The organism is Amycolatopsis sp. NPDC059657 (genome assembly GCF_042734395.1).
In the GTDB taxonomy this organism is placed as follows: domain Bacteria; phylum Actinomycetota; class Actinomycetes; order Mycobacteriales; family Pseudonocardiaceae; genus Amycolatopsis.
Genome location: NZ_JBHWEB010000088.1, coordinates 18,057 through 39,085 on the forward strand (window position 1 = coordinate 18,057; position 21,029 = coordinate 39,085).

Annotated in this window: 21 protein-coding genes; 16 read left to right on the forward strand and 5 right to left on the reverse strand. The window is 68.1% G+C overall.

The window, feature by feature from the left end; genetic code table 11:
- Positions 1 to 40: 40 nt before the first annotated feature.
- Entirely contained in the window at positions 41 to 1,105 is a 1,065-nt protein-coding gene (locus ACFV15_RS34645; RefSeq protein ID WP_378355850.1) for a hypothetical protein, read from the reverse strand.
- A gap of 66 nt (positions 1,106 to 1,171) precedes the next feature.
- Here ACFV15_RS34645 and ACFV15_RS34650 point away from each other — a divergent pair, with 66 nt between their 5' ends.
- The 7 genes from ACFV15_RS34650 (at position 1,172) to ACFV15_RS34680 (ending at position 7,453) form a co-directional block, all read left to right on the forward strand.
- Positions 1,172 to 1,936, forward strand: a complete 765-nt coding sequence (locus tag ACFV15_RS34650; RefSeq protein ID WP_378355852.1) for an SDR family NAD(P)-dependent oxidoreductase — start codon at positions 1,172 to 1,174, stop codon at positions 1,934 to 1,936.
- A gap of 287 nt (positions 1,937 to 2,223) precedes the next feature.
- Entirely contained in the window at positions 2,224 to 2,958 is a 735-nt protein-coding gene (locus ACFV15_RS34655) for an ABC transporter ATP-binding protein (protein WP_378355853.1), read from the forward strand.
- A complete protein-coding gene (locus ACFV15_RS34660; protein WP_378355855.1) occupies positions 2,958 to 5,411 on the forward strand; it encodes an ABC transporter permease in 2,454 nt (817 codons plus the stop codon). Before ACFV15_RS34655 ends, ACFV15_RS34660 begins: the two co-directional genes overlap by 1 nt.
- Before the next feature lie 25 nt (positions 5,412 to 5,436).
- Positions 5,437 to 6,000, forward strand: a complete 564-nt coding sequence (gene pyrE / locus ACFV15_RS34665) for an orotate phosphoribosyltransferase (RefSeq protein WP_378355886.1) — start codon at positions 5,437 to 5,439, stop codon at positions 5,998 to 6,000.
- A 61-nt stretch (positions 6,001 to 6,061) separates the two neighbouring features.
- Positions 6,062 to 6,277, forward strand: coding sequence for a hypothetical protein (locus ACFV15_RS34670; protein ID WP_378355857.1), 216 nt, complete (start codon positions 6,062 to 6,064; stop codon positions 6,275 to 6,277).
- Between the two features lie 112 nt (positions 6,278 to 6,389).
- Positions 6,390 to 6,779, forward strand: coding sequence for a DUF2784 domain-containing protein (locus ACFV15_RS34675; RefSeq protein ID WP_378355859.1), 390 nt, complete (start codon positions 6,390 to 6,392; stop codon positions 6,777 to 6,779).
- Between the two features lie 14 nt (positions 6,780 to 6,793).
- A complete protein-coding gene (locus ACFV15_RS34680) occupies positions 6,794 to 7,453 on the forward strand; it encodes a TrmH family RNA methyltransferase (RefSeq protein WP_378355861.1) in 660 nt (219 codons plus the stop codon).
- Between the two features lie 3 nt (positions 7,454 to 7,456).
- Here the strand turns inward: ACFV15_RS34680 and ACFV15_RS34685 are convergent, their stop codons facing one another.
- On the reverse strand, positions 7,457 to 9,607 hold the full coding sequence (locus ACFV15_RS34685; RefSeq protein ID WP_378355863.1) for a molybdopterin oxidoreductase family protein: 2,151 nt from the start codon (positions 9,605 to 9,607) through the stop codon (positions 7,457 to 7,459).
- Positions 9,608 to 9,656: 49 nt separating this feature from the next.
- Here ACFV15_RS34685 and ACFV15_RS34690 point away from each other — a divergent pair, with 49 nt between their 5' ends.
- Positions 9,657 to 10,625 (forward strand): glycoside hydrolase family 76 protein, encoded by a 969-nt coding sequence (locus ACFV15_RS34690; protein WP_378355864.1) that lies wholly within the window; start codon positions 9,657 to 9,659, stop codon positions 10,623 to 10,625.
- Between the two features lie 61 nt (positions 10,626 to 10,686).
- Here ACFV15_RS34690 and ACFV15_RS34695 read toward each other — a convergent pair whose 3' ends face one another.
- Both ACFV15_RS34695 and ACFV15_RS34700 read right to left on the reverse strand, forming a co-directional pair.
- Entirely contained in the window at positions 10,687 to 11,553 is an 867-nt protein-coding gene (locus ACFV15_RS34695; protein WP_378355866.1) for a LacI family DNA-binding transcriptional regulator, read from the reverse strand.
- 88 nt (positions 11,554 to 11,641) lie between these two features.
- Positions 11,642 to 12,676, reverse strand: coding sequence for a LacI family DNA-binding transcriptional regulator (locus ACFV15_RS34700; RefSeq protein WP_378355868.1), 1,035 nt, complete (start codon positions 12,674 to 12,676; stop codon positions 11,642 to 11,644).
- Positions 12,677 to 12,794: 118 nt separating this feature from the next.
- Between ACFV15_RS34700 and ACFV15_RS34705 the strand changes: the two genes are divergently transcribed.
- From ACFV15_RS34705 to ACFV15_RS34740, 8 genes are all read left to right on the forward strand, one after another.
- Positions 12,795 to 13,808, forward strand: a complete 1,014-nt coding sequence (locus ACFV15_RS34705; RefSeq protein WP_378355870.1) for a substrate-binding domain-containing protein — start codon at positions 12,795 to 12,797, stop codon at positions 13,806 to 13,808.
- Entirely contained in the window at positions 13,805 to 14,776 is a 972-nt protein-coding gene (locus tag ACFV15_RS34710; RefSeq protein ID WP_378355872.1) for an ABC transporter permease, read from the forward strand. The genes ACFV15_RS34705 and ACFV15_RS34710 overlap by 4 nt, the downstream gene beginning before the upstream one ends.
- Positions 14,773 to 15,564 carry an ATP-binding cassette domain-containing protein gene (locus tag ACFV15_RS34715; RefSeq protein ID WP_378355874.1) on the forward strand — a complete coding sequence of 264 codons (792 nt, stop codon included), beginning with the start codon at positions 14,773 to 14,775 and terminating at the stop codon, positions 15,562 to 15,564. Before ACFV15_RS34710 ends, ACFV15_RS34715 begins: the two co-directional genes overlap by 4 nt.
- Positions 15,561 to 16,403, forward strand: a complete 843-nt coding sequence (locus tag ACFV15_RS34720) for a PfkB family carbohydrate kinase (RefSeq protein ID WP_378355875.1) — start codon at positions 15,561 to 15,563, stop codon at positions 16,401 to 16,403. The genes ACFV15_RS34715 and ACFV15_RS34720 overlap by 4 nt, the downstream gene beginning before the upstream one ends.
- Complete coding sequence (locus ACFV15_RS34725; protein WP_378355877.1) at positions 16,400 to 17,035, forward strand: nucleoside/nucleotide kinase family protein; 636 nt, start codon at positions 16,400 to 16,402, stop codon at positions 17,033 to 17,035. Before ACFV15_RS34720 ends, ACFV15_RS34725 begins: the two co-directional genes overlap by 4 nt.
- Positions 17,032 to 17,778 (forward strand): SDR family oxidoreductase, encoded by a 747-nt coding sequence (locus ACFV15_RS34730; RefSeq protein ID WP_378355879.1) that lies wholly within the window; start codon positions 17,032 to 17,034, stop codon positions 17,776 to 17,778. Before ACFV15_RS34725 ends, ACFV15_RS34730 begins: the two co-directional genes overlap by 4 nt.
- Positions 17,779 to 17,849: 71 nt before the next feature.
- The gene (locus ACFV15_RS34735; RefSeq protein WP_378355881.1) at positions 17,850 to 18,893 is read left to right on the forward strand and encodes an isopenicillin N synthase family dioxygenase; all 1,044 of its coding nucleotides are present in this window, start codon (positions 17,850 to 17,852) and stop codon (positions 18,891 to 18,893) included.
- Between the two features lie 251 nt (positions 18,894 to 19,144).
- Complete coding sequence (locus tag ACFV15_RS34740; protein ID WP_378355883.1) at positions 19,145 to 19,558, forward strand: VOC family protein; 414 nt, start codon at positions 19,145 to 19,147, stop codon at positions 19,556 to 19,558.
- Here the strand turns inward: ACFV15_RS34740 and ACFV15_RS34745 are convergent.
- A complete protein-coding gene (locus ACFV15_RS34745) occupies positions 19,555 to 20,226 on the reverse strand; it encodes a DedA family protein (protein ID WP_378355884.1) in 672 nt (223 codons plus the stop codon). The two genes, ACFV15_RS34740 and ACFV15_RS34745, sit on opposite strands and share 4 nt — an antisense overlap.
- Positions 20,227 to 21,029: the final 803 nt, after the last annotated feature.

A 21,029-nucleotide genomic window follows, 5' to 3' on the forward strand; every position in this document is an offset into this window, starting at 1 on the left:
AATAACTCCGGCCTGGAGTTAAGCCTGCTCTATCCCGTTTCTACTGAGGCTGGATGTCGAGCGGCAGGCCGGTGATCCGCAGGCCGCCGGCGACCGGCGCCTGATCGAGCAAGCCGATGCTGCCGCCGACTTCCTGCGCGAACTTGCCGTTCTGCCGGGTCGACGGCCCGCCGGTCAGCGGCTGGCTGATGGCGGCGGCGCCCGTGAAGTCGGTCGCGGTGTTGACGTTGAGCGCGGCGACGTGCTCGATGCCGAGGTCGCCGTTGAACGAGTTGCCGAGCGCGGTCTCGCCGCCCTCGACCACCCCGGGCAGCGTGCCCTTGAAGGCACCGAAGTAGCCGAGCTTGCCCGACTGCGCGCCTGCGACCGAGGTCGAGAGCCCGCCGAGGTGACCGCCGACGGCGTGCGCCTGGTTGAACGCGCCGTCGAAGCCGTTCGCCACCGTGCCGCCGGACTGGCTCAGGTCGAGCAGCCCGGTGAACGAGCCGCGCGCGAACTGCTCCGAGCTCGTCCCGACCGCGCCGAGGTCGCCGAGGTCGGCCGCCTGGCCCGACGACCTGGTGAGCCCGGCCGCGCCGCCGAGGTCGGACAGCGCGTGCGCGCCGTGCGCGTTCCCGTTGAGCAGGTTGGTCCTGGTCAGGTGCAGCTCGGGGGCCTCGGAGTGCTGGCTGAGCAGGTCGATGCCGTTCGGCAGCCGGAGGCCGTCCTCGTGGTCGGTCTCGGTGGCGAGGTGCGCGTCGGTCTCGGAGAGCACGCCTGCGACGGCCTGCGCCGGGTCGAGCGCCCACTCCTCGCGGCGGTTCAGCGAGCTTTCCGCGTGGCTCGCGTTGGTGGTGCCCGCGGTGACGGTGTTGCCGTCCGGGAGCTTGCCGGTGATGACGTCGGTGCTCTTGGCCGTGAGGAAACCGTTGAGGAACGAGCTGTTCTCACCGGGGCGGTCGGTGCTGCCCTGGGTGAGCCCGCGGTCGAGTGAGCCGGAATGGCGGTGCTCGATCGGCAGGTCGGCGGCCCAGGCTGCCTGCCCGGCGAGTACGAACGCGAGTGGCGCGGCGCCCGCGGCGACCTTGGGAAGATAGCGGGCTTTGCGCATGCTGTGCCGACCCATGCGCGGGACGATACTTCCCGACCAGCACCGTCGCATGTCAGGGGTTCACCGCGTTACGGTGGCGAAATGACCCGCACCGCAGTGATCACCGGAGCCACCGCAGGCATCGGCGCCCAGTTCGCGCGCACATTGGCCGCGGAGGGATATGACCTCGTGCTCGTTGCCCGTGACGCCGCCCGGCTCGCCGCGCTCGCCGCCGAACTTTCGGAAAACCACTCCATCGAGGCTTCAGCCTTGCCAGCCGACCTGTCCACCGCCGAGGGCCGGGCTTTGGTCGAAGAACGGCTGACCGAGGACGTCGACCTGCTGGTGAACAACGCGGGTTTCGGGCTCAACGGTGAATTCTGGACGGTTTCGCAAGACGACCTCCAGGCGCAGTTGGACGTCAACGTGACCGCGGTGCTGCGGCTGACCAGGGCGGTGCTGCCCGGCATGATCGAGCGCGGCCGCGGCGACGTGATCAACGTCAGCTCGGTCGCCGGGTTCTTCCGAGGCCGCGGATCCACTTACACAGCCAGCAAAAGCTGGGTGACCTCGTTTTCGGAAGGCGTCGCCGCCGCGTTGCCGCCCGGCGTTCGCGTGATGGCGCTCTGCCCCGGATTCACGACGACCGAGTTCCACGAGCGGGCCGGCCTCGACAAGCCGGGTCCCCAGAAGTTCTGGCTCAAGCCCGAGCAGGTGGTCACCGAGGCATTGGCCGATCTGCGCCGTGGCAAGGCGGTCTCGGTGCCGAGCTTCCAATACAAGGCCGTGGTCACGCTCGGCCAGCTGATCCCGCGCCCGCTGTTGCGTGTCATCGGCAACCGCGTAGGTGGCCGCAACCGCACCTAAACCTCGTGAGTGTTGCCGACGGTTCTAACCCAATGCCGGATAGTTGAGGCTTGGCCTGCCTTCTCGAGCGGGTGCTGACGGAACTAACGGCGCTTATGCGTCGCTCAGCGTTGCGAACGCCCCGTTCACAACGTTCAACCACCGGCCGCAACACTCACGACTCCGGCTAGGTGTCTATAGGCATATATAGCCAAATCGCTAGATATGGCTATGTAGGGCTAGCCCCACCCCGAAGACGCTCGTGCGCCCCAGGGAGTTCGGGGTGCTGGATGCCTAGCGTTTTCCCTATGAAACTGGGGAATGACGCGGTCCGCCTCGACGGTGTCCGCAAGGTCTACGGCAAGGGCGACTCCGGCGTCGCGGCGCTCAACGGCGTCAGCATCGGCTTCCCGCGTGGCGGCTTCACCGCGGTGATGGGGCCGTCGGGCTCCGGCAAGAGCACCTTCCTGCACTGCGCCGCCGGGCTCGACCGGCCGACGTCGGGCAGCGTCATCCTCGACGACCAGGACCTGTCGACGCTGAGCGAAACCAAGCTGACGAAGCTGCGGCGTGATCGGGTCGGCTTCATCTTCCAGGCGTTCAACCTGCTCCCGGCGCTGACGGTGGAGGAGAACGTCACCGTTCCGCAGATGCTGGCCGGGCGTAAGGCCGACCGCAAGTTCGTGCGCGAGGTGCTCGCCAGTGTCGGGCTGGCCGACCGCCGCAAGCACCTGCCGTCCGAACTGTCCGGCGGCCAGCAGCAGCGGGTCGCGATCGCGCGTGCGCTGATCGCGAAGCCCGCGGTGGTGTTCGCCGACGAACCGACCGGCGCGCTCGACACCCGTACCGCCGCCGACGTGCTCGGGCTGCTCAAGGGCACTCGGCAGACCGTCGTCATGGTCACGCACGATCCGGTCGCCGCGTCCTACGCCGACCGCGTCGTGTTCCTTGCGGACGGCAGGCTGGTCGACGAGATCTACGCGCCGACCGCCGCGGTCGTTGCCGAGCGGATGACCCACCTCGGCGAACTGGTCGGTGTCTGATGTTGCGGATGGCGATGCGCACGCTGCGGCTGCGCAAAGGCGGTTTCCTCGCCACCTTCGTCGCGATGTTCTTCGGCGCGCTGATCGTGATGGCGTGCGGCGGGCTGATGGAGACCGGCATCCGCACGGCCGTGCAGCCTCAGCGGCTCGCCGGCACGCCGATCGTGGTCGCGGGCGCACAGCAGCTCGAGATCCCCAAGGAGGATCCGGCCGAGCGCGACCCCGAAAAGGACCTCAAGACCGAGACCGCGAACCTGCCGGAGAAGGTCAGGCTCGACGCGTCACTGGTCGCGAAGCTGCGCGCGGTGCCCGGCGTCGAGCAGGTCGTCGCGGACATCTCGTTCCCTGCGGGGCAGGCGGTCGGCCACGGCTGGTCTTCCGCCGCGCTCACGCCGTACACGCTGACCTCCGGCAAGGCACCCGGTCAGGGGGAGGTCGTCGTCGAGTCGGGCACGGTCGGCGAGCGGATCGACCTGCCGGTGCCCGGCCGCGTCGAGTCGTTCCGGATCTCCGGCATCGCCGCGCCGCGGCACGCGGCAGGTAAGCCCTCGGTGTTCTTCTCCGACGACGAGGCGGCGCGACTGTCGGGGCATCCGGGTTACGTCGATGTCATCGGCGTCTTCGCTCCGGTCAACACCGACCTTTCGGCCGCGCTTCGTGGCACCTCGGCGCTGGCGCTGACCGGCGACGACCGGGGCACCATCGAATTCCCCGAAGCCGTCACCAGCGGCGAAGCGCTGATCGTGCTCGCGGCGGTGTCCGGTGGATTGTCGGTGATGGTCGCTATGTTCGTGGTGGGCAGCACGCTCGCGTTGTCGGTGCAGCAGCGAATGCGTGAGCTGGCGCTGCTGCGCGCCATCGGCACCACACCGAGGCAGCTGCGCCGGATGGTGCTCGGCGAGGCGATGGTCGTCTCGGTGCTGGCCACCGGGATCGCCGGGCTACTCGGGTCGGTGCTGGGACGCTGGCTGTTCGACCAGCTCGTCGAAAACGGTGTGGTTCCGCCAGTTGTCGAGTTCCACCAAGGCTGGATCCCGGTGGTGGCGGCCGCGGGCGCGGCGACGCTGGCCGCGTTCTTCGGCGCGCTGCTCGCGGCCAACCGGGCCGCGCGGACCCGGCCGACCGAGGCGCTCATGGAGGCCGGTGTCCAGCGGCAGTGGCTGACGCCGCTTCGCGTGATCGTGGCCGTGCTGTGCTTCGGCGGCGGGAGTGCGCTGGCGATCGTGACGGTCGCGGTGATGACCGGTCCGGTCGCGGCGAGCACCGCGGGCCCCGCGGTGATGCTGTGGGCGATCGGGTTGGCGATGATCAGCCCTGGAGTCACGAAGATGCTGGTCGCGGTCGTGCAGTGGCCGTTGCGCGCGTTGTCGGGGGTGAGCGGCCGGTTCGCGATGCTCAACGCGCGAGGCCGCAGCGTGCGCATCGCCGCCGCGGTCACCCCGATCATGCTGGCCACGGGTATCGCGACCGCCAACATCTACCTGCAGACCACCCAGGCCGCGGTCTCCGACCAGGCGTTCACCGAGAACCTGCGCGCCGACGCGGTGATCAGCGCACCCGCCGGGCTCGACCCGTCGCTGCTGGAGAAGGTCAAGGCCACGCCAGGTGTCACGGGTGCTTCGGAGTATGTGCCCAGCCAGGTGTTCATCCTCAAGCCGTTCGGCGAGACCGACGACGACGGCATCCCGGTGCTGGGCGTGACCGCGGAAGGCGCGGCGCAGACCACGGCCGCGGTCCCGTCTTCGGGAACACTGGCGGCGTTGCACGGCAACACCGTCGCGATGCCGGAGTCGCTCGGGCACAAGGTCGGCGACCGGCTCGTGGTGATGCTCGGCGACGGGGCTGTCACCGAGGTGCTGGTCGTGGCGGTGTTCCCGGCACGCGCGGGCTTCGAAAGCCTGCTCATGCCCGCCGAGACCATCGCGCCGCACACCACGACCGGGCTCGCGCCGCAGATCTTGGTTCGCGGGACCGCGGACCTGGGACAGCTGGCCCAGCCGGGCGTGACCGTCGCGGGCCGTGAGGCGCTGTTCGCCGCGCACGTGAAAGGCCGCGAAATCGGCGAGTGGGTCAACTACCTGCTGATCGGCATGATCATGGCGTACACGGTGATCTCGGTGGTCAACACGCTGGTGATGGGCACGATGCGCAGGCGCCGCGAGTTCGGCCTGCAACGCCTCACCGGCGCCACTCGCGCCCAGGTACTCCGCATGATGGGCATGGAAGGCGTGCTGATCGCGGTGGTCGGCGTGACACTCGGCACGATCGTCTCCGCAGGAGCCATCGTCCCGTTCTGCCTGGTCGTCACCGATTCGGTGCTCCCGACCGGCCCGTTGTCGATCTACTTGATCATTGCCGGGATCGCAGGCGCGCTCGCCCTCTTCTCGACTTTGGTCCCGGCCTGGGCGGCCACCAGCGGCCGCCCCGCCGAGGCGGCTCTGGCCGATGACTGAGAGTGCGTATGCGAGGATTCCGGCCGTGGCGTACCCCGGATTGGATCAAGCGGCGAAGTTCGAATTGGCGAGGCTGGTCACGGATCTTTCCGTGGTACACGGCAAAGTGACCCTGGCCTCTGGCAAGGAAGCTGACTATTACATCGACCTCCGGCGCGCGACGCTGCACCACGCGGCCGCGCCCCTGATCGGCAAGCTGCTCCGTCAGCTCACCTCGGACTGGGACTTCGGTTCGGTCGGTGGCCTGACGCTCGGCGCGGACCCGGTCGCGCTCGCGATGCTGCACTCGGCCGCGTCCGACGGCGTCGTGCTCGACGCCTTCGTCGTCCGCAAGTCGATGAAGACGCACGGCATGCAGCGGCGCATCGAAGGTGTCGAGGTGCTGGGTCAGCGCGTGCTTGCCGTCGAAGACACCTCGACCACCGGCGGCAGCGTGCTGACCGCCGTCGAGGCGCTGCGTGAGGCCGGCGCCGTCGTCGTCGGCGTAGCGACGGTCGTCGACCGTGACACCGGCGCCCGCGAGGCCGTCGAAAAGGAAGGCCTCGAGTACCGCTACCTGCTCGGCAAGGACGACCTCGGGCTTTCGTAAGCCCGTTCGCCGGTAGCGGACCAGCCTGCGCCCTGCGTGAGGCGGGGGTAACTTCCAGTACATGGACACCCCGCCTCCGCCGGGCCCGCCCGGCAAGCCGAAACCGCCTCCGCGCCGCGAAAAGCCGTCAGGCGCGCCGGAGCAGTACCCCCATGAGACGCCGACGCAGTACCCCGGCAAAAAGCCGGAATTCCCTCCCGGCGAAAAGCCACCGCCCCCACCGGGCCGCATCCCCCAGTTCCCCGAAGACCTGCCGCCGAGCCCACACGCTGGGTAAACGGATTCGCGCTTTGGGTTGAACTCTGTGTCGGCAGGTCGTTTTGTCGACGCATTCTCAGCGTTCCCGGAGTACCGTCGAAAATGACCGGGGGATCGCGAAGGGGGTCGTGATGGCAGCAGTGTTAGCCGACCTGACGGTAGCCGTGCACATACTGGCGCTGCTCGCGATCGGTTTCGGCGGGTTCCTGGCCTGGCGCTGGCCGAAGCTCATCTTCGCGCATCTGGCCGCCGTGCTGTGGGGTGTGCTGGTCAACATCTTCCCGATCCCGTGCCCGTTCACCGCGCTCGAGAACTACTTCCGCCACCAGCAGGGTCTCGGCGACCTGCCCGGCGGGTTCAACGCCTACTACCTCTACGGCACCGTCTTCCCCAGGCCGATGCTGCCGATGGTCGTGGTCATCGCGCTGGCGATCGTGGTCATCTCCTACGTCGGCGCGTACCAGCGGTGGCGCCACCGTCACCACGAGGACGCACCGGCGCACCGCGTCCGGCTGGGCTGAGCGACAATCAGTGCGTGACTGCTGAGCCGGACGAGACCGGGCCCACGGAGTGGGTCGCGCGTGAAGAGGTCGGCGTCGGGCCGTGGGAAGGCGAGTGGCCTGCCGACGAGCGGTACGACCCTGAGCTGCTCGAGAACGGCGACCGCCGCAACGTCGTCGACGCCTACCGGTATTGGCGCCGCTCGGCGATCGTGTCCGATGTGGACAGCCGTCGGCATCCGTTCCATGTGGCCATCGAGAACCTTCAGCATGATCACAACATCGGCACGGTCGTCCGCACTGCCAACGCTTTCGCGGCAGCTGCCGTGCACATCGTCGGCAGGCGCCGATGGAACCGCCGTGGCGCGATGGTCACCGATCGGTACCAGCACCTCGAGCACCACGCGGATGTCTCCGGTCTTGTCGCGTACGCCGAGTCGAACGACCTGAAGATCGTCGCCGTCGACAACACTCCAGGCTCGGTTCCGGTCGAAACCGTTGAGCTGCCAAGGAATTCGATCCTCCTTTTTGGACAGGAGGGACCTGGTTTGTCCGAGGACGCGCAGGCTTCGGCCTCACTCGTGGTCTCGATCGCGCAGTTCGGCACGACCCGGTCGATCAACGCCGGCGTGGCGGCGGGCATCGTGATGCACACGTGGGTCCGCCAGCACGCCGACCTCAAAGACGCCTGGTAAGCCCTACGCCGGCGCGACTTCGACCGGGATGCCGTTGAAGACCGCGTTGCCACTCAACGCGTCCAGCAAGGTCTCGTCGGCGACGATGTTGGAGTTCACGCCCGCGTGCGCGGTCGCGACGCGCGTGCGGGTGCCGTCGAGATCGTGACCCCAGCCGTGCGGAATGCTGACCACGCCCGGCCGGATCTCGTCGGTGACCTCGACCGGCACCTCGATCTTGCCCGCCCGCGAGTTGACCTGCGCGAGCCCGCCGTCGGTCAGCCCGAGGCGCGTCGCGTCATCGGGGTGCACCTGCACGGTGCAGCGATTTCCACCGCGTACCAACGCTTCCACGTTGTGCATCCACGAGTTGTTCGAGCTGACATGGCGTCGCCCGATCATCAGCAGGCCGTCGCGGGTGACGTCGAGCTCGGCCAGCAGGCGCGGCACGTCGGCCGTGATCGCCGCGGGCGCGAGTTCGACCTTGCCGCTCTCCGTGCTGAGCACGTCCGGGATGCGCGGCGTCAACGGGCCGAGGTCGATGCCGTGCGGGGCGGCTTCGAGATCGGCGAGCGTGAGGTCGTACGGACCGCCGCGCAGCATCAGGTCGACAAGCCGCGCAGGCCCGGTCCGGCCCGCCGCTAGCGCTGGGTCGACGCCCTGGCTCTTCGCGACGGTCGCCGCGACGAACTCGTCGAGCGCGGCGATGTCCGGGTTCGGGCCCTGCCCGGTGACGATGGAAGTCAGCCGCAGCAAGGTTTCCCATTCCCCCGGCACGTCGGACTCGAACGTCGGCGGGGTCCAGTTCACCACGTTGCGCACGGAGAGCTGGTAGAACGCGAGGTCGAAATGCGGCCTGGCCAGCGGTGACGGGCCGGGCAGGATCACGTCGGCGTGGCGCGAGGTCTCGTTGAGGTAGACGTCGAGCGAGACGACGAAGTCCAGCTGCGACAGCGCACCCGCGAGCCGCCCGGAGTTCGGCGTGCTGAGCGCCGGGTTACCGCAGACGGTCACCAGCGCGCGGACCTGACCTTCGCCGGGCGTCTCGATCTCGTCGGCGAGCGTCGCGGCCGGGATCTCGCCGTACACCTCGGGGTACCCGCGCACCCGCGAGTGGTAGCGGCCGACCCGGAACTGCCGCTTCTTCGCGGACCCGACCGGCCTGCCCGCGGCGGGGAACGGGAACATCGCGCCGCCCGCGCGGTCGAGGTTGCCGGTCAGCGCGTTGAGCACGTCGACCAGCCAGCTGGCGACCGTGCCGAAGCTCTGCGTGGTGGTGCCGATCCGCCCGTAGACGGCGGCGCATTCGGCCGCGGCCAGCTCGCGGGTCATCCGGCGGATCTCGTCGGCGGCGATGCCGACCTTCGGCGCGACGGCCTCGGGCGTGAACGGCTCAGCCAGCGTGCGCACCTCGTCGACACCGGCGAGGTGCTCTTCGAGATGCCCGAGCTTGACCAAGCCCTCGCCGAAGATCGTGTTGACCATGGCGAACAGCAGCAACGCGTCGGTACCGGGGACGATCGTGTGGTGCTCGTCAGCGGCGTCGGCGGTTCGCGTCCGGCGCGGGTCGATGACCACGATCTTGCCGCCACGCTTGCGGATCGCCTTGAGCCTGCCGCGCATATCCGGCGCGGTCATCAGGCTGCCGTTGGACACCAGCGGGTTCGCGCCCAGGATCAGCAGGTGCTGGGTCCGGTCGACGTCGGGAACCGGAATGGCCAGCGGATCGCCGAAGAGGAACCCCGAAGACATGTGCTTGGGCAGCTGATCGACCGAGGTGGCCGAGTAGAAGTTCTTGGTGCCGAGTGCCTTGTAGAAGACCCGGCCGTACAGCGTCTGCGCGATGTTGTGCACCGACGGGTTACCGGCGTAGACGGCGACGGCGTCGCGCCCGTGCTGCTGGATGATCGGCGTGAGCCGGGCGTCGATCTCGGCGAACGCCTCGTCCCAGCCGACCTCGACGAACTGCCCGTCCCGCTTGACCAGCGGCTTGGTGAGCCGATCGGGGTCATTGTGCAGCGCGCCGAGCGAGGCGCCCTTCGGGCAGATGTAGCCGCCGGAGAACACGTCTTCCTTGTCACCCGTGATGCGGCTGATCAGCTGTTTCTCGTCGAACGTGACATCCAGGCCGCAAGTGGCCTCGCACAGTGGACAGGTCACATGGGCAGTCGTCATCACCCGAACATACCGAGCGGTATGTCCTCGCACAAGCAAGGATGACCTCATGAACGCGGAGGAGGCGGTACTCGGCAGGCACCTGCGGCGGGTTTGGGCACTTCCCGGCACGGCACTCGGCCGCAGCCACTGGCCCCCCGCGTTGAGGGATCGCGTCCACTGGCACTGGAACTACTGGTGGCAAGCCCACTTCCTCGACTGCCTGGTCGACGCCCAGCTGCGCGCCCCTTCTCCTGCTCGCGCTTCGCTGATCGCCCGTTTCGTCCGCTCGGTGCGCCTGCGCAACTTCGGCCGCTGGACCAATGACTACTACGACGACATCGCCTGGCTCGGCCTCGCCCTCCAGCGCACCGGCCTCGAGGTTTCACCGGCTTTGACTGCGATCTCGGCGCAACTGCATGAGGGCTGGACGTCCGACGCGGGTGGCGGCATCTGGTGGCGTCGCGGTGACCAGTTCAAGAACGCCCCGGCGAACGGTCCCGCGGCGATCTTCCACGCCCGCGCGGGTGACTTGGCGCGCGCCGAGGCGATCGTCGAGTGGATGACCTCGCTCTTGGTCGATCCGGAAACCGGCTTGGTCTGGGATGGGTTCCGCCCTGACACGGGGGAGTTTGTTAAGCACATTTACACGTACTGCCAAGGGGTTTACCTGGGCGCTTGCCTCGAAGTGTCCAATGTGGAGGCTGCCGCTCGGACGGTGTTCGCGGTCGCCACACACTGCGCGCCCGGCGGTGTTTTGCGTGGCCAAGGCGGTGGGGACGGTGGCCTCTTCGCTGGGATCACCGCGCGCTATCTCGCCTTGGCGGCTCAACGACTCGATGGCGAACCCGCTGCTGTCGCCAGGTCTTTGGTGCTGACCTCAGCGGACGCCTGCGCCGCGAACGCGCTCGACACTTCGAACGGCCCGGTCTACGGCCCGGACTGGTCGACCCCGGCGACCCTGGACGAATCGCGCGACCTCTCCATCCAGCTCGGCGCCTGGATGCTTCTCGAAGCCGCCGCCACGCTTGGGTCGTGAGTGGTACGGCCGGTTCTAACCGGTCAAAACACTCACGACCCCAAAGCCTTGGGTGAGCCGCTCAGCAGCCGCAGGAAGACCGGTGATGGAAGCTCGGCGCCAGCCGCACGGTCTCCGGTGACCGCTCCGGCTCCGCGATCCGCGAAAGCAGCATGTGCATGGCCTTGCGCCCGATCTCGGCGATCGGCTGCGACATGGTCGTCAGCGGTGAGCAGACGTTCCGCGTCCACAACCCGTCGCCGTACCCGACGACGGCCAGATCGGTTCCGATCTTGATCCCGCGCCGGTGCGCCTCGTACTGGACGCCGATCAGCATCGCCTCGTTGGCCACGACCAGTGCCGTCGGCGCCGGCCAGCCGTCGAGGAGCTTCTTCATCGCCTTGGCCGCACCGCCCGGCGTCGACTCGCCGCAGACCACGACGTCCTTGCTCCAGCGCAGGCCCGCGCGGCCCAGGCCGTTGCGGAAGCCGGTCTCGCGCTCGAGTGTCACGCTGGATCCCGGGTTGCCGGAGATCAGGCCGATGCGCCGGTGCCGCTGGTTGACCAGATGCTTGACGAGCGTCGACATCGACTGGATGTTCTCGGTGCCTACCTGGTCGACGTCGGTGCGCGTGGCCAGCCGGTCGACGAGGACCGTCGGGACGCCCATCCGGACGAGGCCGTTGATCACCGCGTCGTCACCGATGGCGGGAATGAGCAACACGCCGTCGACCTGATCCGCGCGCAGTGAGCGGATGACCGCGGCCTCTTCGGAAACACTGTCACCGGTGTCGGCGACCGTGATCGTGCAGCCTGCCTCGGCGGCCGCGCTCTTGATGGCTTGCAGCAGTTCACCCGAATACGGGTCGGCGTGCACCGGCATGGCGACGCCGAACCGGAGGGTGACATGGGTGTCCCACAACGGCAATTCCGGTGACAGTGCAGTCATTCACCAAGCCCCTACTCGCGTTGAGGCCGACCATAACTGCTATTCGGGTGTCATCCAGTCGTGCTAACACAATGGGCTGGAAGAACCATCAATGTGGGTGAACGGGACCGCAGCCACACGACTCTCGGTGACGTAAAACCGGTGACAGGCGTACGGTTTCCGGCTTGCGGCCGGGGTCGTGGATTCTTGCCAAAAGCAGCCGCACGGCGTGCGTGCCGATCTCGTCGATCGGCTGCGCCATGGTCGTCAACGGCGGGTCGACCAGGTCGGCCCACTCGAAATCGTCGTAGACCACGACCGGCAGGTCGGTGCCGATTTTCAGGCCGCGGCGGCGGGCCTCGTGCAGCACGCCGACCATCATGGAGTCGTTGGCGACGACCAAAGCCGTTGGTGGCTCAGGCAAAGCGAGCAGCGTGTTGAACGCCAGCGCCCCGCCTTCACGTGAGGAATGCCCGCACTGCACCAGTTCCGCGGCGAACGTCAACCCGGAGCGGCCGAGCCCGAGCCGGTACCCGAGCGTCCGCTCGTCGCTCGTGGTCAGCCCGGCCGCACCGCTGATCATGCCGATGCGGCGATGCCCCAGCGACGCCAGATGCGCGGTCAACGCCGACGTGGACTGGATGTTCTCCGACCCGACCTGATCGACGTCCGTCCGTGTCGTCACCCGGTCGACCAGCACCGTCGGCATGTCCAGCGCGACCAGCTCGTTGATCACCGGCCCATCGCCTGGCGACGGCGTGATCAACAGGCCGTCGACGCGACGGGAACGCAGCGTTCGCACCGTTTCACGTTCGGTTTCAGCGGTGTCATGCGTGTCGGCGAGCAGGACCGTGTAGCCCGCGCGCGCCGCCTCGCGCTCGATCGCTTGCATCAAAACGGCGAAGTACGGGTTCGCCAGCAGGGAGATCGCCACGCCCAGCGAGCGCGTGCCGCCCGTGACCAGTGAGCGGGCGATGGCGTCGCCGGTGTATCCGGTCGTCTCGATCGCGCGCAGCACCGCGGCTTTCGTCTCTTCGGCGACCGCGCGGGTGCCGTTGACAACGTGCGACACGGTGGTGATGGAGACGCCTGCCATTTCGGCGATGTCACGCTGAGTCGGCCGGGAGGAGCGGGGCGGAGCCATGAGCACCCTTCTGACGATCTGCAAGCGTTTGCGCAAACGCTTGCGAGTCAGCATAGGCCTGTCTACGGTCCGGGGTCATCGAGAGCCTCACGATCATCATTTCGGAGGTAGGAAACCCATGGGACATCGTTGTCTCGCGCTCGCCGCGACCGCGGTACTCCTGTTCACCTCCGCTTGCACGGTCGACCGCCAGTGGGGCGGCAAGACCACGGCGGGCGAGGGCGGAAAGGCCAAGGTCGGGCTGGTCACCAAAACCGACACCAACCCTTACTTCGTCGAGCTGAGAGCCGCGGCCAAGGCCGCGGCGCAGGCGCAGGGCGCCGACTTCAGCGCGCTGGCAGGCCAGTTCGACGGCGACAACGACGGCCAGGTCCGCGCCATCGAGAACCTGCTCCAGCAGGGCGCGACCACCATCCTCATCACGCCGAGCTCGTCCACCGGGGTGTTGGACGCGATCGGCCGCGCCCGCGCGAAGGGCGTGCTGGTCATCGCGCTCGACACCGCGACGGATCCGGACACGGCCGTCGACGCCACCTTCGCCACGGACAACTTCGAGGCAGGCCGTCAGCAGGGCGCGTACGTCAAGGCCGCGCTACAGGGCGCCGCGCCCAAGCTGCTCATGGTCGACGGGACCGCCGGCAGCACGGTCGACACCGCACGCCACACCGGCTTCCTCAAGGGCATCGGGCTGACCGACGCGAGCCCCGAGATCAAGGGCCGCACCCCGGCGAACGGCGACCAGAGCCTGGCTCAGCAGGGTATGGAGAACCTCCTGCAGCGCACGACCGACATCAACGCCGTCTACTCGATGAACGAGCCGATGGGCCGGGGCGCGTACGCGGCGCTGCAGGCACGCGGGCTGGTCAACAAGGTAGCCATGGGCTCGATCGACGGCGGCTGTGAGGGCGTCCGCAACGTCAAGGACGGCCAGTACGCGGCCACCGTCATGCAGTTCCCGAAGAAGATGGCCGAGCAAGGCGTCACCGCGGCCGTCGAGTACGCGAAGACCGGTAAGAAGCCGAGCGGGTTCATCAACACCGGCTCCGCGGTCATCACCGACAAGCCACTGCCCGGCATCGAAAGTCACGACACCGCGTGGGGCCTGGAGAACTGCTGGGGAGGCCAGAAATGACGACCATCACCCGTGATCGCGCGTCCGTCGGCGAGTTCCTGCTCCGCGCGCCCGCGGTCGGGCCCGCGCTGGCGCTGGTCGCCGCGATCATCGTGTTCTCCCTGTCCACGACCACCTTCCTCGACCTCGACAACCTGTCGCTGGTCGTCGAGCAGTCGCTGGTGGTCGGCACGCTCGCGCTCGGCCAGACGCTGATCATCCTGACCGCCGGCATCGACCTGTCCAACGCGTCGGCCATGGTCGTCGCGACGCTGATCATGGCGAAGCTGGCAGGCAGCGGCGGCATTGTCGCGCTGATCGTCGGCGTGCTGGTGACGGTCGCGATCGGCGCGGTCATCGGCTCGCTGGTAACCCGGATCAAACTGCCTGCGTTCATCGTCACGCTCGGCGTGTTCACCATGCTGACCGCGTCGGCGAAGCTGATCGCGGGCGGCCAGGCCATCCCGGTCGCGGACGGCGTGCTGCGCTGGCTCGGCACCCGCCGGTACCTCTTCGGCGGCATCCCGATCACCTACGGCATGACGCTGGCGCTGCTGATGTACCTCGTCATCTGGTACGCGCTGACCAAGACCGCGTGGGGCAAGCACGTCTACGCCGTCGGCAACGCGCCGGAGTCCGCGCGGCTGTCCGGCATCAAGGTCAACCGCACCATCCTGTCGGTGTACGTGGTCGCCGGGTTCATCTTCGGCATCGCGGCCTGGCAGGCGATCGGCCGCGTGCCCAACGCCGACCCGAACGCCTTCCAGCTCGGCAACCTCGACTCGATCACCGCGGTCGTGCTGGGCGGCACGAGTCTCTTCGGCGGCCGGGGCTCCGTGCTCGGCACGCTGTTCGGCGCGCTCGTCGTGGCCGTGCTGCGGTCCGGGCTCACCCAGATGGGCGTCGACGCGCTTTACCAGGACGTCGCGACCGGCGCGCTGCTCGTCGTCGCCGTGGTCGTGGACCGGGTCGTCAGGAGGAAGGCATGACCGAACCAACGCTCCAAGCACGCGGCCTGGTCAAGCGCTATGGCCACGTCACCGCGATCGACGGCGCCGACTTCGACCTCTACCCGGGCGAGGTGCTCGCGGTCGTCGGCGACAACGGCGCCGGGAAGTCCAGCCTGATCAAGGCGTTGTCCGGCGCGCTCATCCCCGACGAGGGCGAGATCAAGGTCGACGGCGAGGTCGTGCACTTCAAGTCGCCGCTGGACGCGCGCCATGTCGGCATCGAGACGGTTTATCAAGACCTGGCCGTCGCGCCCGCGCTCGACATCGCGTCGAACATGTTCCTCGGCCGCGAGATCCGGAAAGGACCGTTCCGCAAGCTCGACACGGGCACCATGCGCGCGCAGGCGCAGAAGGTGCTCGACGAGCTCGGCATCAAGGTCAAGTCGATCACCCAGCTGGTCGAGACGCTGTCCGGCGGTCAGCGCCAGGGTGTCGCCGTCGCACGAGCGGCCGCGTTCGGCACCAAAGCGGTGATCATGGACGAGCCGACGGCCGCGCTGGGCGTCGCGGAGTCCGGCAAGGTGCTCGCGCTGATCGACCGGATCCGCGAGCGCGGCCTGCCGGTGGTGCTGATCAGCCACAACATGCCGCACGTGTTCGACATCGCCGACCGCATCCACGTGCACCGGCTCGGCAAGCGCGTCGCGGTCGTCTCGCCGAAGACGCACACGATGAACCAGGTGGTCGGCCTGCTCACCGGTGCGCTGCGGCTCGGCGAGAACGGCGAGGTCGAAGAGGTCGAGGCGGCGGTGAGAGCCGGGCTATGAGTGTCGTGCTGGCGGGTCTGTGCACCGTCGACGTCGTGCAGCGGGTCGCCGAACTGCCGTCGCCTGGCGAGAAGGTCCAGTCGCTCGCGGTGGACGTCGCGGCCGGGGGGCCCGCGGCGAACGCCGCGGTGACCGTGGCCGCGCTCGGCGGCGAGGCGACCTTGCTGACCGTCCTCGGCGCACACCCGCTGGCCACGCTCGCCCGCGCCGACCTCGAAGCACACGGCGTCGAGGTCGTCGACCTGCTGCCCGACCACCCGGATCCGCCGGCGGTCAGCGCCGCGACCGTGCGCGACCGCGATGGCGAGCGCACGGTCGTCTCGCGCAACGCCGCCTCGTTGTTGACGCCGGCCCCCGCGCTCACCCCGCTGAAACCGGCGTCCGCCGTGCTGGTCGACGGGCATCACCCGGCGCTGGCGTTGCGCACCGTCCGCTGGGCGCGTGAGCGCGGGATCCCGGTGGTGCTCGACGCGGGCAGCTGGAAGCCGGTGCTCGACGAGCTGCTGCCGTTCGTGGACATCGCCGCGTGCTCGGCGCAGTTCCGCGTGCCGGGGCCGGGGCTGCACGAGCGCGGGGTGCCGACGGTGATCACCACCGCTGGACCTGAACCCGTTCGCTGGTCCACAGTGAACTCTTCGGGGTCCGTGGCCGTTCCCGAAGTAGCCGCGCTGGACACGCTGGGCGCCGGCGACGTCTGGCACGGCGCGCTGGCGTACGGCGTGGGGAAGTTCGAGCTGCCCGAGCTGATCGGGTTCGCCAACGAGGTGGCCGCCGAACGGGTGCGGCACGCGGGACCGCGATCCTGGGTGGACGCGGTGCGAGGAAAGGGAATGCGATGACATCGTTCGAGGACCTCCTGACCAGGGCACAGGCGATGGCCAAGCCCGGTCAGCGCAGCGTGCTGGGCATCGTGGGCGCGCCCGCGTCCGGCAAGACGACGCTCGCGTGGAGCCTCGCGAACGCGCTCGGCTCACGGGCCGCGGTGGTCGGGATGGATGGGTTCCACCTCGCGCAGGTCGAGCTGCGCAGGCTCGACCGCGCCGAGCGCAAGGGCGCGCCGGACACCTTCGACGCGAACGGGTACGTCAACCTCGTGCGCAGGCTCGCCGCCGGCGGCGAGACCGTCTACGCGCCCGAGTTCCGCCGTGAGATCGAGGAGCCCATCGCCGGCGCCGTGCCGGTGCCTGCCGACGTGCCGCTCGTCATCACCGAAGGCAACTACCTGCTGCTCGACTCCGAGCCGTGGAACGGCGTGAAACCGCTGCTCACCGAGGCCTGGTTCCTGGCGCCGGACGAGCCGGAGCGCATCGAGCGGCTCGTCTCGCGGCACCGGCGGTACGGGCGCTCGCTCGTCGAGGCGAAGCGGCGCGCGCTCGGCTCCGATCAGCGCAACGCCGACCTCATCGACGCCACGCGTTCGCGCGCGGACCTGGTGCTGGAGAACCTCCCGCTGGTTAACTTCGCCATATGACTGGGGTTCTCATCGTCACCGGCGGCAGCCGGGGAATCGGCGCCGCCGTCGCCGAGCTCGCCGCGGACAAAGGCTACGACGTCGTCATCAATTATGCGAATGACGCATCAGCCGCCGAATCAATTGCTTCGCGTGTTGAACAAAAGGGTCGCCGCGCGCTTACCGTGCGCGGCGACGTCGCGTCGGAGGGCGACGTCCACGAATTGTTCGAAGCGGCTGCCAATTTCGGACCACTGACCGCCTTGGTGAACAATGCCGCGATCACCGGCAATACCCCGGGCCGATTGGACGAGCAAACGGTAGAAACCGTGCGACGAGTGGTCGACGTGAACGTCACCGGTGTCTTTCTGTGTGTACGGGAGGGCATTCGCCGCATGTCCACCCGCCGCGGTGGTTCCGGCGGCGCGATCGTCAACGTGTCGTCGACGGCCACGCGTACCGGATCGGCAGGCGAGTGGGTGCACTACGCGGCGACGAAGGCCGCTGTGGACACTTTGACTTTCGGTGTGGCGCAAGAGGTAGCCAGGGAGGGCGTCCGGGTCAACGCGATCGCGCCCGGCATGGTCGACACCGGACTGCACGCGGCGGCCGGACTGCCGGACAGGCTCGACCGGATCGCCCCGACCATCCCGATGGGACGCGCGGGTCAGCCGTCGGAAATCGCCGAAGCCATCCTCTGGGCGCTGTCGCCCGCGGCCTCTTATCTGACCGGATCAGTACTCCAAGTGGGTGGCGGCCGCTAGGCCGTGAACCGGATTCCTTTTTCTTCCGTGTGGCTTATGTTGAAGCAGATGCGGTTCAGAAAGGAATCCCCATGGCGGACTTGCAGACTTTCACCCTGCCCGTGTCAGTCACCGGAACCAATGCGGAAAAGAACCTCGGCAAGCAAATGATCAGGGTGTGGCAGGAAGACGGGATTTTTCAAGTCGTCGCCGAGCCCGTGCAAGATCAGAAAACGCAGGAAGCCTTTCAGGCGAGCAAGAGATTCTTCGAAACGCCCCTGGCGCACAAATCTGGGTTCGTCAGCGACCTGACGTACAGCGGCTACATCGCCTCCGGCGAGGAGGTCACCGCGGGCGAGGCCGACTACTCGGAGATCTTCACCGTCTGCAAGGACGTCCCCGAAGACGACCCGAAGGTGGCGGCGGGGTGGCCGTGCCACGGGCCGGTGCCGTGGCCGGACGAGGACTATCACAAGACAATGTCGTCATACATGGACGAACTCGGCGCCATGGGCGAAAACCTGCTCAAGCTCGTCGCGCTGGGGCTGGGCTTGGAGATCGACGCGCTCACGAAGCTCACGGTCGACGGCTGGCACCACATGCGGGTGCTGCGCTTCCCGCCGATGTCGACGGCGACGTCACGCGGCATCGGCGCGCACACCGACTACGGTCTATTGGTGATCGCCGCGCAGGACGACGTCGGCGGGCTGTTCATCCGGCCGCCGGTCGATGGCGAGCACCGCAACCGCAACTGGCTCGAGGACGAGAGCATGGCCGGGATGTACGAGAACGAGGAGCCGTGGCACTTCGTCGAGCCGGTGCCGAGCGTGTTCACCGTCTTCCCCGGTGACATCCTGCAGTTCCTCACCGGCGGCGCGCTGCTGTCGACGCCGCACAAGGTCCGGCTGAACACACGCGAGCGGTTCACCATGGCGTACTTCCACGAGCCCAATTTCGAGGCCTGCGTCCGGCCGCTGTCCGGTTCGGCGACCGAGGACGAGTACATCCACTACGGCACGCACTTCACGAACATGTTCACCCGGTGTTACCCCGATCGTGTTACGACACAGCGCATCGAGGCGGACGACCGTATGTCAACGCTGGCCCGACTGCGTGAAGCCAACCTCCAAGGCTGAGTTTCTGTCGTCCTCCGAGCACGCGGTGTGTTGTCACCGTTGATGACCCCGGTTAGTAACAATCCTTTACGTGTCTTCCTGGCTTTCATGACAGATGTGTAAGGCTGATGGAGCACTCAGGGTCAAGAGTCACTAGCACGGGCGGAGCCGCCCCTTGATCACCGGGGCCGGATAGCCCGGCATCGGTGTGGCGCTTTGATATGCCACGGGGTGCGCCGACGGGGGTCGGAAAGAAGGACGGCCGCAAGAACATGTCAAAGCTGAGGTCTGTGCACCACCTGGCACTTACCGTGACCGATGTGGACCGGAGCGTGCCCTGGTACGCCCGTGTACTCGAGTTGGAGGAGTCCGCCAGGCGCGACGACCCGGAAACCGGGCTGCGCAAGGTGGTTCTCCGTTCACCAGGTGACGAATTCGCCGTGATGCTGGTCCAGCACGCCGAACAGGCGCGTCGCTCGTTCGACGAACGGCGGACCGGCCTGGATCACGTCGCTTTCAAGGTGTCTTCGCACGCGGACCTGGCGGAGTGGGAGCAACGGCTGACCGAGTACGGCGTGACGTACACGCCGGCGTCGCCGTCCCGCACTCTGCCGGGCGCCGCGGTGATCGTCTTCCGCGATCCCGACGGCATCCAGCTGGAGGTCTGGGCCGACCCGGAACCTTAGGAAGCGTTGGCCGTCTGGTCGTCGTCGATCGGCTTGCGCATCTCCTGCCGGTACCGCAGTACCCCGTAGCCGGTGCCCGCGACGAAGAACGCGATGCTCAGCCACAACGCGACCGTCTTGACCCAGGGGATCTGGTCGAGCAGGCCCGCGCCGTAGTAGCCGAGCAGCACCAGCGTCGGCACCCAGAACAGGCCGCCGACCGCGGTGGCGGCGGCGAACCGGCGCGGATCCATCCGCGCCGCGCCCGCGATCAGCGGCGCCAGCGTCCGGATCCACGGGATCCAGCGCGCGGCGACGATCGCGAAGAATCCCCGCCGATCGAGGAACCGCTGCGCCCGTTCGAGGTTGTGCCGGTTGAGCACCTTCCCGCCCCGGCGCGCGATCAGCTTGGTCCCGGTGTGCTTGCCGATGTAGTAGCCGACCTGGTTCCCCAGCACGGCGACGACCAGCGCGGCCGCCGACAGCAGCCACGCGTTCGCGTCCGACCCGTGTTGCGCGAGCACGACACCGGCGGCGAACAGCAGGGAGTCACCGGGCAGGAAGAGGCCGACGATGAGCGCGCATTCCGCGAACACGAAACTCAACACGATGACCCACACCAGCAGCGGACCGGCGGTGTCCAGCCAGCTCACACCGATACCCGGCGCCTCCGCATAAAAGGCACTCACAGCAAAAGCCTACGTGGTCTTCACATCCCCCAGCCGGACAACCGATGTATTCAGGGTGTCGCCGGCCCCCGCTACTTAACAACCCCCCCGCCCGTCCCTGGGGGCTCCGCCCTGCACCAGTCTATCGGCCCCCACCGGCCAGAACCCTGGTCAAGATCAACATCCCCAGGTTTGTCCACATTCGCCGAGCCCCTGTGGACAACCCGGTCTAGTTGATCTTGGAAGCCTGGTGATGTCGGGGTGTGGAGGTAGCGTTGATTCGGGGGCTGCTCGGTCGGGGCTGATGCTCGGGTGGTCCATTTTGGAGCGAGCGAGTTGAGCTTGGGGTGCCGTTGTGAAGGCCAGGACCCTGGCGCATGCTCCGGCTCGCAGGGCTCGCAGGGCTCGCAGGGCTCGCAGGGCTCGCAGGGCTCGCAGGGCTCGCAGACCGACCGAGTGCACTGGTCCGGCTAATCGCGTCGATCCGGCCCGTCGCGCCGTTGTCGCTGGACGCGGCCCCTTCGGCTCCGTGAGGCGACCGAATTATCCACCTTTGACCGGTTCCGCGAGGGTCCGCACGAAACAAAAGCCACTCTTGCAACGCTCAGGGTTGCAAACGCCACTCTTGTCGCGCCCGCGCGCCGCCCGGCCAAGCCTCGCGATCCCAGGCTGACCGGTTTGCCCCAATATGCCCGAACCAAAACGAGCCTGAACGTTGTGAACGGGGCGTTCACAACGCTCAACCTGGATCCACCGGTTGTTTTCTGGTGATCGTTTTCGTGGTTGCTGATCTTGTGGTGGTTGTGCGGGCAGGGGAATGTGGC

What these genes read in the sequence shown, in the direction of transcription:
- ACFV15_RS34655 (WP_378355853.1), top strand. Translation starts at nt 2,224, where the DNA reads ATGAAACTGGGGAATGACGCGGTCCGCCTCGACGGTGTCCGCAAGGTC.
- ACFV15_RS34690 (WP_378355864.1), top strand. Translation starts at nt 9,657, where the DNA reads ATGAACGCGGAGGAGGCGGTACTCGGCAGGCACCTGCGGCGGGTTTGG.
- ACFV15_RS34725 (WP_378355877.1), top strand. Translation starts at nt 16,400, where the DNA reads ATGACATCGTTCGAGGACCTCCTGACCAGGGCACAGGCGATGGCCAAG.
- ACFV15_RS34645 (WP_378355850.1), bottom strand. Translation starts at nt 1,105, where the DNA reads ATGGGTCGGCACAGCATGCGCAAAGCCCGCTATCTTCCCAAGGTCGCC.
- ACFV15_RS34715 (WP_378355874.1), top strand. Translation starts at nt 14,773, where the DNA reads ATGACCGAACCAACGCTCCAAGCACGCGGCCTGGTCAAGCGCTATGGC.
- ACFV15_RS34685 (WP_378355863.1), bottom strand. Translation starts at nt 9,607, where the DNA reads ATGACGACTGCCCATGTGACCTGTCCACTGTGCGAGGCCACTTGCGGC.
- ACFV15_RS34710 (WP_378355872.1), top strand. Translation starts at nt 13,805, where the DNA reads ATGACGACCATCACCCGTGATCGCGCGTCCGTCGGCGAGTTCCTGCTC.
- ACFV15_RS34650 (WP_378355852.1), top strand. Translation starts at nt 1,172, where the DNA reads ATGACCCGCACCGCAGTGATCACCGGAGCCACCGCAGGCATCGGCGCC.
- ACFV15_RS34740 (WP_378355883.1), top strand. Translation starts at nt 19,145, where the DNA reads ATGTCAAAGCTGAGGTCTGTGCACCACCTGGCACTTACCGTGACCGAT.
- ACFV15_RS34735 (WP_378355881.1), top strand. Translation starts at nt 17,850, where the DNA reads ATGGCGGACTTGCAGACTTTCACCCTGCCCGTGTCAGTCACCGGAACC.
- ACFV15_RS34695 (WP_378355866.1), bottom strand. Translation starts at nt 11,553, where the DNA reads ATGACTGCACTGTCACCGGAATTGCCGTTGTGGGACACCCATGTCACC.
- ACFV15_RS34705 (WP_378355870.1), top strand. Translation starts at nt 12,795, where the DNA reads ATGGGACATCGTTGTCTCGCGCTCGCCGCGACCGCGGTACTCCTGTTC.
- ACFV15_RS34720 (WP_378355875.1), top strand. Translation starts at nt 15,561, where the DNA reads ATGAGTGTCGTGCTGGCGGGTCTGTGCACCGTCGACGTCGTGCAGCGG.
- ACFV15_RS34660 (WP_378355855.1), top strand. Translation starts at nt 2,958, where the DNA reads ATGTTGCGGATGGCGATGCGCACGCTGCGGCTGCGCAAAGGCGGTTTC.
- ACFV15_RS34730 (WP_378355879.1), top strand. Translation starts at nt 17,032, where the DNA reads ATGACTGGGGTTCTCATCGTCACCGGCGGCAGCCGGGGAATCGGCGCC.
- ACFV15_RS34670 (WP_378355857.1), top strand. Translation starts at nt 6,062, where the DNA reads ATGGACACCCCGCCTCCGCCGGGCCCGCCCGGCAAGCCGAAACCGCCT.
- ACFV15_RS34675 (WP_378355859.1), top strand. Translation starts at nt 6,390, where the DNA reads ATGGCAGCAGTGTTAGCCGACCTGACGGTAGCCGTGCACATACTGGCG.
- ACFV15_RS34700 (WP_378355868.1), bottom strand. Translation starts at nt 12,676, where the DNA reads ATGGCTCCGCCCCGCTCCTCCCGGCCGACTCAGCGTGACATCGCCGAA.